17 protein-coding genes are annotated in these 15926 nt (G+C 54.1%); 5 read left to right on the forward strand and 12 right to left on the reverse strand.

Features of this window, described 5'->3' with window-relative positions; all coding sequences use genetic code 11:
* Positions 1 to 7 precede the first annotated feature (7 nt).
* From L971_RS11225 to L971_RS11265, 9 genes are all read right to left on the reverse strand, one after another.
* On the reverse strand, positions 8 to 943 hold the full coding sequence (locus tag L971_RS11225) for an NAD(P)/FAD-dependent oxidoreductase (protein WP_047375864.1): 936 nt from the start codon (positions 941 to 943) through the stop codon (positions 8 to 10).
* Positions 940 to 1521, reverse strand: coding sequence for a CDP-alcohol phosphatidyltransferase family protein (locus L971_RS11230; RefSeq protein WP_024371574.1), 582 nt, complete (start codon positions 1519 to 1521; stop codon positions 940 to 942). Before L971_RS11230 ends, L971_RS11225 begins: the two co-directional genes overlap by 4 nt.
* 11 nt (positions 1522 to 1532) lie before the next feature.
* Complete coding sequence (locus L971_RS11235) at positions 1533 to 2408, reverse strand: ABC transporter ATP-binding protein (RefSeq protein ID WP_047375866.1); 876 nt, start codon at positions 2406 to 2408, stop codon at positions 1533 to 1535.
* Entirely contained in the window at positions 2408 to 3103 is a 696-nt protein-coding gene (locus L971_RS11240; protein WP_047375868.1) for an ABC transporter permease, read from the reverse strand. The genes L971_RS11235 and L971_RS11240 overlap by 1 nt, the downstream gene beginning before the upstream one ends.
* Positions 3100 to 3876, reverse strand: a complete 777-nt coding sequence (locus L971_RS11245; protein WP_047375870.1) for an ABC transporter permease subunit — start codon at positions 3874 to 3876, stop codon at positions 3100 to 3102. Before L971_RS11245 ends, L971_RS11240 begins: the two co-directional genes overlap by 4 nt.
* Positions 3863 to 5032, reverse strand: a complete 1170-nt coding sequence (locus tag L971_RS11250) for an ABC transporter substrate-binding protein (protein WP_047375872.1) — start codon at positions 5030 to 5032, stop codon at positions 3863 to 3865. Before L971_RS11250 ends, L971_RS11245 begins: the two co-directional genes overlap by 14 nt.
* Before the next feature lie 21 nt (positions 5033 to 5053).
* Entirely contained in the window at positions 5054 to 5800 is a 747-nt protein-coding gene (locus tag L971_RS11255; RefSeq protein ID WP_024371569.1) for an SDR family oxidoreductase, read from the reverse strand.
* Entirely contained in the window at positions 5797 to 6774 is a 978-nt protein-coding gene (locus L971_RS11260; RefSeq protein WP_047375874.1) for an MBL fold metallo-hydrolase, read from the reverse strand. Before L971_RS11260 ends, L971_RS11255 begins: the two co-directional genes overlap by 4 nt.
* A 102-nt stretch (positions 6775 to 6876) precedes the next feature.
* The gene (locus L971_RS11265) at positions 6877 to 8313 is read right to left on the reverse strand and encodes an NADP-dependent glyceraldehyde-3-phosphate dehydrogenase (RefSeq protein ID WP_047375908.1); all 1437 of its coding nucleotides are present in this window, start codon (positions 8311 to 8313) and stop codon (positions 6877 to 6879) included.
* 228 nt (positions 8314 to 8541) lie between these two features.
* Here L971_RS11265 and L971_RS11270 point away from each other — a divergent pair, with 228 nt between their 5' ends.
* The gene (locus L971_RS11270; RefSeq protein ID WP_029693767.1) at positions 8542 to 9417 is read left to right on the forward strand and encodes a chemotaxis protein CheV; all 876 of its coding nucleotides are present in this window, start codon (positions 8542 to 8544) and stop codon (positions 9415 to 9417) included.
* Positions 9418 to 9454: 37 nt separating this feature from the next.
* Here L971_RS11270 and L971_RS11275 read toward each other — a convergent pair whose 3' ends face one another.
* Positions 9455 to 9832: an Hpt domain-containing protein gene (locus tag L971_RS11275; RefSeq protein WP_047375876.1), complete on the reverse strand. Its 378-nt coding sequence runs from the start codon at positions 9830 to 9832 to the stop codon at positions 9455 to 9457.
* Positions 9833 to 9973: 141 nt separating this feature from the next.
* Between L971_RS11275 and L971_RS11280 the strand changes: the two genes are divergently transcribed.
* The 3 genes from L971_RS11280 to L971_RS11290 all read left to right on the forward strand — a co-directional run bounded on the left by L971_RS11280 (position 9974) and on the right by L971_RS11290 (position 11973).
* Complete coding sequence (locus L971_RS11280; protein ID WP_024371564.1) at positions 9974 to 10909, forward strand: magnesium transporter CorA family protein; 936 nt, start codon at positions 9974 to 9976, stop codon at positions 10907 to 10909.
* 121 nt (positions 10910 to 11030) lie between these two features.
* A complete protein-coding gene (gene pyrH, locus L971_RS11285) occupies positions 11031 to 11774 on the forward strand; it encodes a UMP kinase (protein WP_047375910.1) in 744 nt (247 codons plus the stop codon).
* A gap of 61 nt (positions 11775 to 11835) precedes the next feature.
* Complete coding sequence (locus L971_RS11290; RefSeq protein WP_156111527.1) at positions 11836 to 11973, forward strand: hypothetical protein; 138 nt, start codon at positions 11836 to 11838, stop codon at positions 11971 to 11973.
* A gap of 292 nt (positions 11974 to 12265) precedes the next feature.
* Here L971_RS11290 and L971_RS11295 read toward each other — a convergent pair whose 3' ends face one another.
* Positions 12266 to 13378 carry a PP2C family protein-serine/threonine phosphatase gene (locus L971_RS11295; protein ID WP_047375912.1) on the reverse strand — a complete coding sequence of 371 codons (1113 nt, stop codon included), beginning with the start codon at positions 13376 to 13378 and terminating at the stop codon, positions 12266 to 12268.
* Between the two features lie 161 nt (positions 13379 to 13539).
* Here L971_RS11295 and ytzI point away from each other — a divergent pair, with 161 nt between their 5' ends.
* Positions 13540 to 13719, forward strand: a complete 180-nt coding sequence (gene ytzI, locus L971_RS11300; RefSeq protein WP_024371562.1) for a YtzI protein — start codon at positions 13540 to 13542, stop codon at positions 13717 to 13719.
* Positions 13720 to 13733: 14 nt separating this feature from the next.
* On the opposite strand, the gene L971_RS11305 is transcribed toward ytzI, so the two are convergent.
* On the reverse strand, positions 13734 to 15860 hold the full coding sequence (locus tag L971_RS11305) for a DNA topoisomerase III (protein WP_047375879.1): 2127 nt from the start codon (positions 15858 to 15860) through the stop codon (positions 13734 to 13736).
* Between the last annotated feature and the right edge of the window lie 66 nt (positions 15861 to 15926).

Here is a 15926-nt window from a genome sequence, read left to right on the forward strand (position 1 = left end):
TCTTTTTTCATGGGCCGAACCGCTTCAAATAGCGCTTGTCAATCCACCGTTTCACATAGTACGGGAAACGGCCGTGCCACGTCCACTTCCCGTACGTCAACAAAGCCTGCCCCGGTAGCGTCAGTAAAATGTTGAGTGACGTCCGTTCCCGGAACGGCCGGCGGTCTCCGAGCAGATAGTTCGCGACGTGCCGCCCGGACCGGACTGCATCGACGCCCCCGCTCAACCTTGAGGCCATGTCACCGGTGATGAAGATCTGTTTATAGTCAGCGTGTCTCAAATAACGGTCGGTCTCAATGAAGGCGCCCGCTGTTGCGAGTCCAGCCGCTTGCCACCAATCGTCCGGGATGACGCCTGACGCATCAAGGACGAGACCGTCATGAAACGCGCACTCTTCATATTTACGCGAAACAATCGTGACGCCGCTCTTCACGAGTCGCCGTCGCATCGTTTGTTGCACACGGGTCGACAATCCCGGCAAGATGTCGGAAGCGTAGAGCGTGACGCGACGTTGTTTGCGGATGCAGGCGAAAGCGAGCTCGACGCCCGCCTTCCCGCCCCCGACAATCGTGACGGCCTCGCTCGAATCGATTCGGGCCAACCCTTCCTTCGTCATCGGTTTGACGCCCATCCCGATTCCGCGGCTCACCGCTCCCGTCGCGAGAACGAGCACGTCATACGACACCTGGCCCGCCTCTGTGTGCACGATACGTCTTAGCGGGTCAAGTGACACGAGACGAGAAGCGACCGGTTCGACGTCCCCTCTTAAATGAACGGTCGCGTGCAGCACGTCTCCGGCGATGACTTGCGGGAAGGCGCCGGTATAGATCGCGTCATTCCCGCCGATGTATGTGACGTCATACGACTTTCGCAACTCATCGACCCGGTCCAACAGTTCGAGCTGGCCATGCCCGAGACCGACGAGAACGAGACGCGGCTTCATCGTAAGATCCGCCGTGCTTCAAGCATCCGTTGGGTGATCGTCACCACTTCAAGAATAAGAAAGATAGTGGCAATGACCCCGACAAAGCTCGGGAATAAGATCATGAGACTGAACAAGATAAAGCACTCGGTCCGTTCGAGCACCCCGGGTTGATAATAAAACGTCTTTTCAGACCGGCGGGAACTGCTCGCGCCGACGGCCAAAAACACCGTCATCGCCACGATGAACGAGGCGAGGAGCAACAGGAACACGGTCATATGCTCGGGGTAGCGCAAAGCGAGCGCGATGACGACCGCGATCTCGACGAGACGGTCCACGACGAGGTCCAACACCGTGCCGAACCCTGTCTTCGAGGAACGCCGGGCCATCGTCCCGTCCAATACGTCGAATAGTCCTGACAACCATAACAAGATGACGGCTGTCCAATGCATGTCGTTATAGATGAAGAATCCGACCGACACGCCGACGATGCCGCCTAGCAACGTCACCTCGTTCGGCGTGAACTTCCATTTCAATAACCGATCGGCCCCGCGTTCGACGACGGGACGGACGAATCGGCTTCCATACGTATCTAACATAAAACCACTCCTTATTTTTTCCGTAACGGGTATGCTCGGCCAATCTTATGGGAAGCGTCCGACGGCAATATCACGTACTCCCCGTTCGGGCGTCGGTATTCGCCGAGCCGGACACCGAACTTGATGAGTTGACGGGTCAGTTCCACCCGTTCCCCGCCCCCATCGGAAAACACGCCGATTTGCGTCAACGGATAGATTTCGTCCTCTAGTTCGATGAAGTCACCGAACGTCGGTTCCGTCTCACTCAATTCCCGCGGTGTCCCGGTCGTATGAATGGTCCCGTTGTCGAGTAACGTGACCCGGTCCGCGACGAGCATCGCCTCTTCTCGGTCATGTGTCACGAGCAGCGCCGTCAAATCAAGCTCGCCCACCACATCACGAATCAACTGCTGCAGCTCATACTTCAAATCGGGATCAAGGTTCGTGAACGGTTCATCGAGCAAAATCAGACGAGGGTCGGCGGCAAGCGCCCGGGCAAAGCTTGCCCGTTGACCCTCTCCACCTGACAACGTATGAACCTCATCATCATAACGACCGGCGAGCCGGACACGCGTGAGCCATTTCTCTGCCTGCTCTCGCGAGCGGTCCGGGATCGCGAGCAAGACGTTCTCTCCGACCGTCAAATGCGGGAACAAGAGCGGTGTCTGCGACAGCATCGTAATTTTCCGTTCGTGGGCCGGCACACCAAGAAGAGGCGCCCCGTTCCACGTGACGGTACCGGCATCCGGCGCCTCGAGACCGGCGATGATGCGCAACAATGTCGATTTCCCGGAACCGCTCGTCCCGACAAGGGCATGAATCTCACCTTGTTGAACAAAAAAGTCGACGCCTGCCAACACGTCACGTCGTTTAAATCGCTTTTGAATGTTCGTCAATTGTAACCCCATCATAACCGTCCTTTCACGAATTTCACGCCCATGCGCACGCCCCAGCCGATAGCGATATATAATACAACCGGAATCAAAATCAAGAGCCACGTATGTTGTAACGCGAGCGAGACATCATTTCCCGCATATACTTGATACAGCCTCGTCGTCACGGTCGGAACGAGTCCTGCCCCGATCAGTTGGACGAGGACGAACTGACCGAGCACGATCACTGTCGACATGAGAACAATCGTCTGAATCGTCCCGCTCAAAAGCGGGAACAAGACGACGCGATACCGTCTGAGCGGCGGCAAAAACAGTGCCTGCTCGAACATCGGTCGACCGATCACATACATCGCGTTATAGGCGAGCCGTATCGAATACGGCAACGTCACGACGAGCAACACGATGAGGACACCGATGTCTGTACCGACGAGCCCGAACCGCGCGAGCGCGATATACATGCCGAACGTACCCGCGAGCGCCGGGATGAACAACGGCAAAAAGATGAACCATTCGACGAACGTGCGCCACTTGGATGGTGTGAACAGGATCCACCATGCCGTCCCGATGGCAAGCCACACGTTCAAACTCGCGATCACGATGACGTGGACGACCGTGTTGACGATGGCATCGTCCCAAAACAAGGTCGGCACGGTCGTGAGCAATCCAAGGAACGGCAACAAGATGAGGACAAGCACAAAGAGACGCTTCATCGCCTCACCCCTCTCTCAATCCGACGCCTGTGCCTCGCCGTCAACGCGTACGAGATCAATACGCCGATGAACAAGAAGAGCGTCCAGATAAGGGCGACGGCATACGCCTCGCTCTCGTTCAAGAACAATCCGGTCGTCAACCGGTCATAGGCGAGCACGCCGAAGAGTTTCGGAAACGTGACCCCGAGTAGCGCCGGCACTTCGTAGGCGAACGAGATGAACGCCACCAAAATCCAAAACGAGTCTAGAAGCGGCTTCATCAGAAACGGCCATTCCGCGACGGCGAACTGGCGCCAACGACTCAGTTGGAGCGTCTTCGCCATGTCACGATAGCCTGTGTTCAGCTGGGCGTATGTGCCGAGCACCATGAGAAAGACGAACGGGACTTCTTTCCACATATACGTCAAGATGACGACGAGATGATGCCGCTCGTTCGATTCAATCAGTCCGTAAAACGGGAAACCACCGGCGAACAATAAATAAAACAAGTACGCTCCCGCGATATGCGGGACGAACAACGGCCACTTCAGCCAAGTCAAGAGCCACGTATGACCCGTCACGTACACGGCACGGGCCGCTAACGTCCCGAGCACGAGCGATAACAACGTCGAGACGAGCGTCACGTAGAGCGTGACGCCTAGACTCGCGCGCCACGCCTCATCTTGCGTGAGGGCCCATATGTCCGTACCGGCCGACCCACGGAATAAAAACAAAATCGCCGTGAGCGGCAGTAGCGCGACAAGGAGACTAATAAAGACGTTAACGCGCGACACGCGTCCACCCCTCTCGGACGAGGTCGATCACGTCCGGTCCATAATCCGGGACTTGACGTTCGCTCAGCCGTTCCGGATCCGGATACGTGCGGCCTTCATCTAGCGATAAAAAGGCTTCCCGGTCGCCTTCGTCGAGTTTCTCGAGGTCGAGCGACGTCCCATCACCCCAATATGTGTCCCGTTGCTTCATGAGCTGGACTTCCGGGGCAAGCAGTTCGTTAATGACGACGATGGCCCCATTCGGATTCGGTGCGTTGAACGGCACCGCAAGGAAGTGCGTCGAGGCGATGGAATGATCAAGCACGAGCGCACGCGTGCTCTCCGGGAATACGCCGGCGTTCACTTCCGCCTCGGCCCGGCGTTCGTTGAAGCCCATCGTCATCCACACGTCACCGTTCGCGTACAACTGATCCAGTTGAGCGAGCGACTTCGGGTACGTCTGACCTTGCTTCCATAAGTTCGGTGACCAAGTGGCGAGCTCGTCCCAAAACGAATCGGGAATCGTCTCCATGTCACGTAAAGACGCCCCATATTCCGCATACAACAGATGACGGATAAAGGCGTTGCCTGTGAAGTCCGTCACTTCAGGATACGTGAAACGGCCCGGATTTTCCTCGGTCCATCGACGGAGTTGTTCAAACGTTTCGGGCGGATTTTTGACGTTGTCCGCATCATAATGCAGGACGAATTGTACGTTCCCCCAGGCGACCTCGAGGCCATCGGTCGGTGTACCGGCATCGGTCGCTTGCGCCGTCTCGTTCAACAATGAGGCGTTCGGAATCCGTTCGAGGAGACCGCCCGTCAACAAGTCCGCTTCGGCGGCGTTACGAAAGTTGTCTCCGTTAATCCACATCAAATCGATCGTCCCGCGTTCACGGTCAGCCTGTTTGTCGAGCGACAGCTGCCGCACGAACTCGGCCGTATCCATCGGCACGCGGTTCAACTCGATGCCGTGGGTCGACTCGAGGCGAGGAGCGACGTATTCATCCAAGTAACGGTTGATGCCCTCGTCACCACCCCATAAGTAAAAATTGACGGTCGTCCCTTCCGCGGCCACGGCCGCCTCATCGAACGTGCCCGCGACCTCTGAACGTTCCGCACCGCACGCAGTTAAGAACAAAATGAGCATGAGCCCGACTGTACGTAATCGTTTCATCCCTATTCCCCCTAAAAGTGTTCACTTTTTGTCAAATCCCCGTTTTGCGAGACGTTCGAACCAGACCGGGCACATTGCGTACACCTTTCCACCGAGGTTCATCCACCACGGGGCGTTCACTTCCCGTTCTGACCGCTCATACGCCATGACGACGCGACGGGCCAAGCGCTCAGGGGAAAGCATGATTCGTTTGACGCTTTGCTCGTAACGCCCGCTCTTATCGGCCCGCTCGAAGAACGGCGTCGCGATCGGTCCGGGATTGACCGTCATAATGTGGACGCCTTTCGGTTTCATCTCGAGCCGTAGCGCGTTCGAGAATTGAAGAAGCGCCGCTTTCGAGCCGGCGTAGACGGCCGACTTCGGCGTCGGAACTTTCGCCGCCTGTGAGCAGACGTTGACAATCGTCCCTCCTTTCCCCATCCGTCTCGCACAGTCCCGCGAAAGAATCATCGGCGCGACGGCGTTCAAGCGCATCATCTCTTCGATGACGTCCGTCGATTGGTCGACGACCCGGTCGAACTCTCCGACACCGGCGTTGTTCACCCATGCGTCAATCGGGCCGAAAGCTCGTTCGATACGATCGACGAGCGACTCCGCTTCGACCGTGACATCGGCGACGAGCCAGTCAGCCGATAACGTTGCCCCGAGTTCCCGCAACTTTCCCTCGCTTCGCGCCACTAACGTCAACTTGTAACCTCGTTCATAAAAAGAGTGCGCCAAAGCGGCACCAAAGCCGCTTGACGCACCTGTGATCACGATATGTTTCACAATTCCACTTCCTTTTTTCGTTCGTATGTCCATTTCCGGTCGACGAGCCTGCGTTCGACGTGTCCCCGTTCCTCGAGTAACGTCAGACGGGCGAACACTTCACTGAAGACGAGCGGCATCGCCCGGCGCATCTTGCGCCCATACAAGCGCATCGACCAGTCAAATACGCTCAAGCCGTCGACCCAGTCGTCGAGCAGTTGCTCGCTGCGGTCGTACCGCTGTCCGATTCGGTCATCGATGAGCGGGTGCGGGTGTAAAATCGGGTCGCCGTGGCCGCTGACGACAAGCTTCAAGTCGAGCGCCTTTAGTTTCCTGAGCGAATCTATATAAAGCAACACCGGCGAGGCGAACCCTTCTCCCTCATACGGCTGTTCGATGAGCGGGTTCGGTTCCACGCCATCAATCAAATGATCTCCCGCGATGAGGACGTTTCCCGGTCCGATGAGGCCGAGTTGGTCGCTCGCATGGCCAGGCAGATGAATCGTTTTCCACGCCCCGTCCGCTGTCACGGCTTGTCCGTCTTCAAACGTCATCGTCACCGTCGTCGGCCCGATCCAACGCAACGCCTCTCGGTAGTCCGGCAATTTGGCGACGATCGACTCAGGCGTGCCGAACGAATGCGCCAAATCGTGCAAAAATTGATTGCCTCGTTTAATGAAGTTCGGTGTCTGCTCCAAGTAACGGACGAGCTTCTCATGGCCGTACACCGGAATCGAGGCGTCACGCAATCGCCAAGCTTGACCGGCGTGGTCCGCATGGTGGTGTGTCAAAAATAAGAAATCGATGTCTTCGAGCGACAACTCGAGTTCGTGCAGTTGCGCGTTCAACGACGCCCATGCCTCCTCTGTGTCCGGTCCACAATCGACCATGAAAAAGCGGTTCATATGCTCGACGATATATACGTTTACGTTCCCGACCTCAAACGGTGTCGGAAGATCAATTCTTGCCAATTGGCTTGAAATCCAGTTCGCCACGTCCCCACAACCCCTTCCGCCTATCTTCACTCATTATACCTGTCTGAAAGAACGGATTTCAATGACACAAAAAAAGGAGAGGATTTCTCCTCTCCGAACAGATTATAAGTTGATGACGGTCACTTTATCACGCGTCATCGTCTCGAGGCTACGCCCGATTCCTTGGACACCAAGACCTGACTGTTTCACGCCGATGAACGGGAAGTGGTCTGGTCCGCGCTCCGTGCGGCCGTTCACTTGGACCGTTCCGACTTCGAGCTTGTCGGCGACCGTGAAGGCGTTGTTCACGTTTTGCGTGAACACGCTCGCTTGGAGACCGAACTCGGACTCGTTCGTCAATTCGATCATCTCATCGAGCGACTTGACACGGATGACCGGCAACACCGGTCCGAACGGCTCTTCCCACGCGACACGCATCTCGCGCGTGACATGGTCGAGGAGCGTCGGATGAAGCAAGTTACCGTCGCGTTCGTTGCCGTGCACGACCGTCGCTTTTTTGTTGACCGCGTCATCGATCAGTCCTTGGACGTAATCCGCCGACTTCTTGTCGATGAGTGGGACGATGAAGCTGTTATCGACCGGTGAGCCGACCGTGAGCTTCTCGACACGTTCTTTCAACATGGCGACGAGTTCGTCCGCTTGATGCTCGAGCACGAACACGCGCTTAATTGCGGTACAACGTTGTCCCGAGTACGAGAACGCGCCGCTGATGATTTGATCAGCCGCGAGCGTAAGGTCCGCGTCTTCTAAAACGAGCGCCGGATCTTTTCCGCCGAGTTCGAGGACGACCGGCACCATCGACGCCTGTTGCGACAAGTGTTGCCCCGTGCCCGTGCCGCCTGTGAACGTGATCATGTCGATGCCCGGATGCGACGTCAAATAGTCACCGATGACCGAACCGCGTCCTGTGACGAGGTTCAATAATCCGCTCGGAAGACCGGCGTCTTGGAGCGCCTCGACCATTTTGACACCACTGATCGCGCCTTGCGTCGCCGGTTTGAAGACGACCGCGTTACCTGTGATGAGCGCCGGTGCGATTTTGGCAGCCGCCAAGTTGACCGGATAGTTGAACGGGGAGATGGCGAGTACGACACCAAGTGCCTCTTTTTTAATGATCGCCATCTTGTTCTTCGAACCGCCCGGGAACGAATCCCCTTGCATGAAGCCGCCTGTGAAGCGCAAACCTTCTTCAGCCGTGTAGCGGATGATTTCAGCAGTGCGGATGACTTCTTTTTTTGCGTCGCTCAAATTTTTCCCAACTTCGCGCATGATGATCTGACCAATCTCATCGACACGCTCTTCTAGTTTATCGGCCCATGTGTACAAAAGTTCGGCGCGCTTGTTGACCGGAAGCGCTGCCCATTCTTGTTGTGCTCGTTTGGCGCCGTGAATCGCCTCGTCGACTTCATCGCGTGACATTGCTTGCACGTGACCGACGACTTCGTTTGTATAAGGTGAAACGAGTTCAATCGTCTCGTTTGATGTAGATTCCTGCCATTGTCCATTGATTAAATATGGATACGTGTTCATACTCATAATCTCTATCTGCCTCCTGAGTAAGCTTTGATATCTCGTTGCCACCCCCATTGTATGCAAAATTAAATCCGATGAACAACTATAAAGATTCAGTTTATGTAATGTAAACGGTTACGTGATAACTTTTTGTGAATTCCGTCCCAAGATTGACACTTTTCAACTGAAGAGTTCGGGCACGTTGACCGATAGATAGGATGAGAGTACGTGAACTAGGAGGGACTATCATTGAGCATGGATCATAATATTTTACTTGAGGCAGGCACGAACGAACTCGAGATCGTCATTTTTCAATCGGGACCGTTCATTTTTGGAATCAATGTCATGAAAGTACGCGAAATCATCACGATGCTCCCGCTCACCCCGCTCCCGGGGACGCCAGAAGCAATCATGGGGCTGATCGAACTCCGAGGTGAAGTGATGACGGTCATCGATCTCCCGATGGTCATCGGTCATCCGCGTGAAGTCGGTGAAGGCGACCGCTTGATCGTCTGTGAGTTCAACGGAGAAAAATCGGTATTGCGCGTCGATCAGGTGACCGAGATCAAGCGCATCTCCTGGGAACAGATCGATACGCCGTCCGACCTCGCCCGCGGTGTGCAAGGCATCACGAACGGTGTCGTCAAGACAGGCGACCAGATGATCATCTTGCTCGACTACGAGCGCATCGCCCTCGAGTTATCTCGAAAAGACATCATGGCGCGCGAGTCGGTGAAACGACTCGGTGCCCGCGAGCGCTCGAACAAACAGATTTGGCTCGCGGAAGACTCCGAGATGCTCCGCTCGCTCATCATCGATACGCTCGATGATGCCGGTTATTTCAATACGACGATCTTCAACAACGGGAAAGAGGCGTTTGATGCGTTCGAGGCAGCCGATGTCGACTGTGACTTGCTCATCACAGATATCGAGATGCCGCAAATGGACGGTTTACACTTGACGAAACGGTTGCGTGACATGGACCGGTTTTCCGAATTGCCGATCGTCATCTTCTCTTCACTCATTTCAGACGATTTGAAGCATAAAGGGGAAGCCGTCGGCGCGAACGCGCAAATCACGAAGCCCGAGATCGGCAAGTTGATTGCGACGCTCGACGAATTTTTCGCATGATTGACAAAGGGTTCCGCACATGCGGAACCCTTTTGCGTCAACCCGTATGATTGAAGTGAGCGTCCCACTCCATCGTGAATCGACCCATTTGCTGTTCAATCGTCTCAAGCACCGGTTCGAGTCCTGTCGATTCGCCTGCTTCCCCCGCTCGCTCAAGTGTGTGGAACTCCTCTGCCGTTTGGTCAAGGCCGACCGAATAGGACGCGCCTTTCAACAGATGGGCGAGCTGTTCGACTTGGACGTGATCCTCGTCACGGACGGCTCGTTTCAAGTCGGGAAACTTGTCCTCGAATTGGACGAGATACGTCTGGGCGATTTTTTTTAAGAAATCTTTATTGCCACCAGCGATCTGATGGAGCTCCGCCAACTTTTCTTCGTTAAACAGAGCTTGTTTGGGCGTTTGTGACAACTCCATCCCTCCTTTGTCAGCGTGTCATAACCATTCTCCACCACTGTAGCATGTTTTCGAGAGAAAACAAAAAAATCTCCTCCTTTCCGATTGCACTCACCTACGCGCCTACCTATAATAAGGTTGAGCTAAGGTAGGAGGAGAACTATGCTAACGATTTACCGGACCGACGCGTCAGGACATGTCGACGAGATTGAAGACTTTGACAAAGGTAGCTGGATCCAACTTGTCAATCCGACGAAAGACGAGGCCGATCAAGTGATCGCCGCTTCAGGCATCCCGGAAGACTTCGTCTATGACCCGCTCGATAGTGAAGAAAAACCACGGTTTGAAAAAGATGATGAAGGACTCCTCATGATCATCGACGTGCCGTACGTTGAAGAAGATGACACAGGTAGAACATATAACACGATTCCGCTTGGTATCATCGTGACGGGGCGGCATTTCATCACCGTCTGCTCACGTGACCTTGACGTACTGAACTTATTTGCCAACGGAAAGGCTCGTTTGTTCCGAACGAACTACCGCAGCCGGTTCGTCTTTCAAATCTTGCACCGCGTCAGTATGACGTACTTGCGATTCTTGCGCCAAATCGATCGCCGAATGGATGAGCTCGAGCAAGAATTGCAGCGCTCGATGCGAAATCAGGAGATTTTCCAATTGATGAACTTGCAGAAATCCCTCGTCTATTTCATGACGTCCTTGAAAGCGAACGATAGCGTCCTCGACCGGATCGTCAAGACGCCGAGCCTCGAGAAACATGAAGAAGACGAGGAACTGCTCGACGACGTCTTCGTCGAGCACCGTCAGGCGATGGAGATGGCCTCGATTTATAACGATATCATCAGCATCAAGATGGAGGCGTTCGGCTCGATCATCTCCAACAACGTCAACTTCGTCATGAAATTTTTAGCGTCCATCACGATCGTCTTGAGCATCCCGACGATGATTTCCGGTATCTTCGGGATGAATGTCGAAGTGCCGTTCGAAGGTCAAGAAGTCGGCTTCATCTTCGCCATCACGCTCATGCTCGGGTTCTCGAGTCTCGCGTTCTATATTTTGTGGCGGAAACGATATTTTTAAGCAGAAAGCAATCACTTCGTGTGGTTGCCTTTTTTAATTGTACGAACTTTTTATTGCCTGCCGACCGGCTCTTCGCTATACTGAATCAGACAAAAAATACCATATGAGGGATGTGGTTCTTCTGATTTATAAACGTGTCTGTATCAAGTTGAGTGGAGCGGCCATTGCTGGAGACGACGGGCAAAACTTTGACGCCGTCAAACTCGACCGGATTGCGAATAATATTTTATCCCTTCTCGATTCAGGGATACACGTCTCGCTCGTTATCGGAGGAGGAAACCTATTCCGAGGAAATGAGGCCAGCAATTGGGGCATTGACCGGGCCGAAGCAGACAGCATCGGCACACTCGGGACGGTCATGAATAGCCTCATGCTTCGTGGTGTGCTGAAAAGTAAGACCGAACGCGACGTCAGGGTAATGACGTCCATCCCGATGCCGAGCGTGGCCGAACCATATATCCGACTGAAAGCCCTCAACCACCTAGAAAAAGGGTGCATCGTCATTTTTGCCGGTGGAAATGGCCAACCGTTCGTTTCGACCGACTACCCGTCAGTACAACGTGCAATCGAAGTGAATTGTGATGCCCTTCTTGTCGCCAAAAACGGAATATCCGGTGTCTTCGATCGAGACCCAAACCGTTCGCTTGATGCGCGGCAATATGAAACGTTAAACTATGCCGATGTGCTCAGAAATGATTTACAAGTGATGGACCAATCCGCCCTTCTATTAGCGCGCGACCATCATCTGCCCATCCACATTTTCGACTTCGAGGAGGACGGTGCCATGACAAGAATCTGCAAAGGACAGCAAGTCGGTACGCACGTCTACCATGGACAATCCCGATTCGTGACGCAAGGTGAGTAGGATGCCTATTCGTCAATCCAACCATGTCACCGGATATCTAAATATTGAAGTCGCTTATACTTTGATTCAACACAAATCGAGTATCAACCAGTTGGCCATCCCGTTCCCAGAGATGGGCTATTCGACTGAAGCGCCATTGTTTCGCTATGCGATTGGGATATTGTTAGAATCAGGTTATGACGCTCAGGCTGTTAACTAACCAATTCGCTCATCGCAATCTGTTTAGTCTTTTTTGTGTTCAAGGAGATCGAGTCCTCAGAAAAAACAAACGGCCGCACGACAGCGACCGTTTGCGTTGCTCGTCCGACGGCGTCCCGACTCCTGCAGGAACGCAATCCAACGGAGGCCCAGCAGCGACACGAGTCGCGATGCGGCTCCGGGATTGCCTGCGGAAAGCGTGGGCGCCGGAAAAACGAGCAATATTATTCATGGTAGTCAACAAGCTGAGGAGCGTCATCCCTTCTGGAATGACGCTCCCTTTCTCGATAACCTTACAGCAGTTTGACCGTGACGAGACACAAGTCATCATCGATTTCGATTTTCGGCACGAGACGCTCCGCGACATGGTCGGCATAGCCGACGCCGTACGTGGCGATGTCTTTCTCAAGCCAGCGAATCCCGTCATCGATGTCTTTGCTGTAGCATTCCATCAACCCGTCCGTGTACATATGCAACACCATGCCCGGCTCGATATCGATTTCTTTTGCTTCGTAGTTCGGCTCTTCGAACATACCGACCGGGACACCGGTCGTCTCGAGACGACAAACCCCTGACGGTGACGTAACGATGACCGGTGGATGTCCGGCGTTGACGTACTCGATGCGATTTTTCGTCGTATCGACATAACAGTAAACGGCCGTAAAGTAGCTCTGCATGTCATCGCCTGAGAACAAGAACGTCATTTGACGGTTCAATTCGGTCATGACATCGACCGGATATTGAACGTTTCCGACGAGCCCCGGCAAAATGGAGCGGATTCCCATCGTGATTAGCGCCGAAGACACACCGTGACCCATCACATCAAAGATGATGACACCGTATCGGTCCGGTGCGACCTGGAACCATGCATACATATCACCCGCCAACTTTTTAGACGGTAAATAGAGCGCGCGCATATCGATTTCAGCGTTACTGATCGGCGGCGTCAACGCACTTTGTTGGATTTTTTGCGCCAAATCGAGATCGTACTGTAATCGCGCCTCATACTTCTTCCGTTCATCAACCGCCGCCTTGTAGCGGAGAGCAGAACGGATACGGGCAAGCAGTTCCGTGATCTTGATTGGTTTGGTCGTATAGTCTGACGCCTCTGCGTCGAGTCCTTCCGCGATCTGTTTCTCTTCGGTGCGCCCGGACACCATGATCACGGGCAGTTCTTCATAGCCCGCCATATGGCGAATCCGCTTGCACGTCTCGATTCCTGAAATGCCTGGCATCTCGACATCGAGCAGAACAAGATCATATAGCGACGGCGCTTGCGGATCCATGAGGAGTTCGAGAGCATCTTCACCGCTCGAGACGACGACTGTCTCGTAATCGTGTTGATGCAGTAGCTGTTCGAGAACCATCGTGTTAACCGGTTCGTCATCCACAATCATAATCGCCATCGTCATCCCTACCTTCTCAGTCAATGTTCATCTGTATATTATTGTATCATATCTAATCGATTGACCGCTTATTTCAAACTTATAACAGTATTGAAAGCATCGATTGTAGAGATGCGTCTCTATTTTTGGCATACTAAGAGTATGAAAGCGAGGGATGCGTGATGGGTTGGTTGTTCGCTGTGAGCGGGTTGATCATATTGCTCGTCTTAATCGCCTCGGTCGTCGTCATCCAAAAAGGATATGCCTATAAGGATAATAAAGACGACATCGTCCTTGATTACGATGAGATCAATCGCCAGATTTTAGAAAAAGAGCAAGCAGACAAACAAGACCGTCCATGAGGACGGTCTTGTTTTCACTTGAATTCGAACCGGAGCGCACCTTCCTCGAGATAGAGAGCGGCGTTGAACGTTTTTTCGCCTTTCGTGAACGTATGGATGTTCGAGCGTCCCCCCGTGATCATCTGTTTCAACTCGTCTTTTGAGATGCCGACGCCAAGCACTTGCTTCGATATCGTGAACTTACAGCCTTCCCGATAACCGCTGCACCCGATAAATTTCGGATGCTCGACGAGTCCTTTCCCGCAGCTCGGGCAGACTCCGAACGACGGTTTCGGACGACTCGGTCCTTTTCGTGATCCACGTCTAGGTTCGATCGTGTAGCCTTCCGGGTTTGCCGATGTGACACGTGTTTTTGCCTCATCGACGAGGTGGATCGCCATCTTCTTCGCCTGGTCGATGAACTCAGCGGCCGAGGCCGCCCCTTGCCCGATTTCATGGAGCCGTTTCTCCCACTTCGCCGTCATCGCCGGAGAAGCGAGGATGCTATCCCCGAGGACATCAATGAGCAGTCGGCCTTTATCGGTCGGCACGAGTTCTTTCTTTTGTAACGCGACGTACCCGCGCTTTTTCAGGCCGTCGATGATGTTCGCTCGAGTCGCTTCCGTCCCGAGCCCTTCGACTTCTTTCATGATATGGATCAACTCGTCGTCATCGAGTTTACGCCCGGCCACTTTCATCGCCAGGATGAGGGCGCCTTCCGTGTAGCGTTTCGGTGGCTCGGTCTGTTTGGAGAGCACCTCGACGTTCCGTTCGGTCACCGTCTCTCCTCTCTCGAGCAACGGGAGTTCAACGTCTTTTGATTTCATTTCCACGACTTGACGATATCCAGCACTGACGACGACTGTCCCTTTCGCCCGGTACAAGTCGTCTCCGTCCAACAGATCGACCGTCGTCTTCTCGAGTTTCGCTGACGGAGCGAAAGCGGCGAGGAAACGGCGGTTAATCAAATCATAAAGTTTTGCCTCGTCCCCGCTGAGTCGCGCCACGTCCCCGCACGCCTCGGTCGGGATGATCGCATAGTGGTCGCTCACTTTTTTGGCGTTGACGTAGCGTTTGTTTGACGCCGGATTCTCAGTCAACACGGGAGCGAGTTCGGCGTATGCCGCTGATTTCAGCAACCGGGCTTTCGTGACCGGGAACAGCGACGCCTCATCTGGCGTCACGAATCCAGAGTCCGTCCGTGGATAGCTGATCCACCCTTTCGTATATAACTTTTGGGCCACATCGAGCGTCTTCTTCGCACCAAATCCGAACCGTTTTCCGGCTTCGGCTTGTAACCCGGATAAACTGAACCAAAACGGGGGCTGCTCGATTTTTTCTTCCGTGTCAATCGATCGGACGACCGCTTGACCCGACGCTCGCTTGACGACTTCGTCCGCTTGTTGCCGCGTTTTCAATTTCGTCGTCTTGCCAAGAGTGTACTTCGCCTTGAACGTTGAGCGTGACTTTTGGAACGTCGCCTCGACCTCGAAGTATGGTTCAGGGACGAACTGCTTAATTTCCCGCTCCCGCTCGACGATGAGGGCGAGCGTCGGGGTCTGGACACGACCGAGCGAGAAGACGTCCTCGACCCCAATCGTCTTCAAGAGGGTCGTGTACGCCCGCGAGGCGTTCATCCCGACGAGCCAATCGGCACAGGCGCGGCTCATCGCCTCGTAATAATACGGGACCGTCTCTTCTCCCGGTAACAAGTTGGAAAAGCCGCGATCGACCGCCTGTTCGGTCAAACTCGAGATCCATAGCCGGGTGAGCGGTTTTTTGTTCCCGGCCAGACGAAGGATGAGCCGGACGATCGCCTCTCCTTCGCGTTCGGCATCGGAGGCGATGATAATATCGGTAATCGATTTATCATGGAGCCAACGCTTGATCGTCTGAAACGGTTTTGACTTTCCTTTCGAGATCCGGTAGTCAAACCGATCCGGTACAATCGGGAGCGCCTCATATTTCCAAGACTTCCATTCCGGACGATAATACGCCGGTTCTTGTAGCTCGCACAAGTGCCCGACCGCCCATACGACGATGGCACCGTCTGGGAAACGAGGACACGGCGAGATTTCAATTTCATCTTTCCGTTTTTTTGACGGATATGGGGCCGCAAGCTTTTGCGCCTGCGATGGTTTCTCGGCAATGATTAGTCTCATATCGTTCCTTTCCTCTGTGACGCAACCGCGATTCTTTGCGTCACGATCCGAGTTTATGTTGGTCGC

This window comes from Exiguobacterium sp. ZOR0005 (assembly GCF_000798975.1).
Taxonomy (GTDB): Bacteria; Bacillota; Bacilli; order Exiguobacteriales; family Exiguobacteriaceae; genus Exiguobacterium; species Exiguobacterium aurantiacum.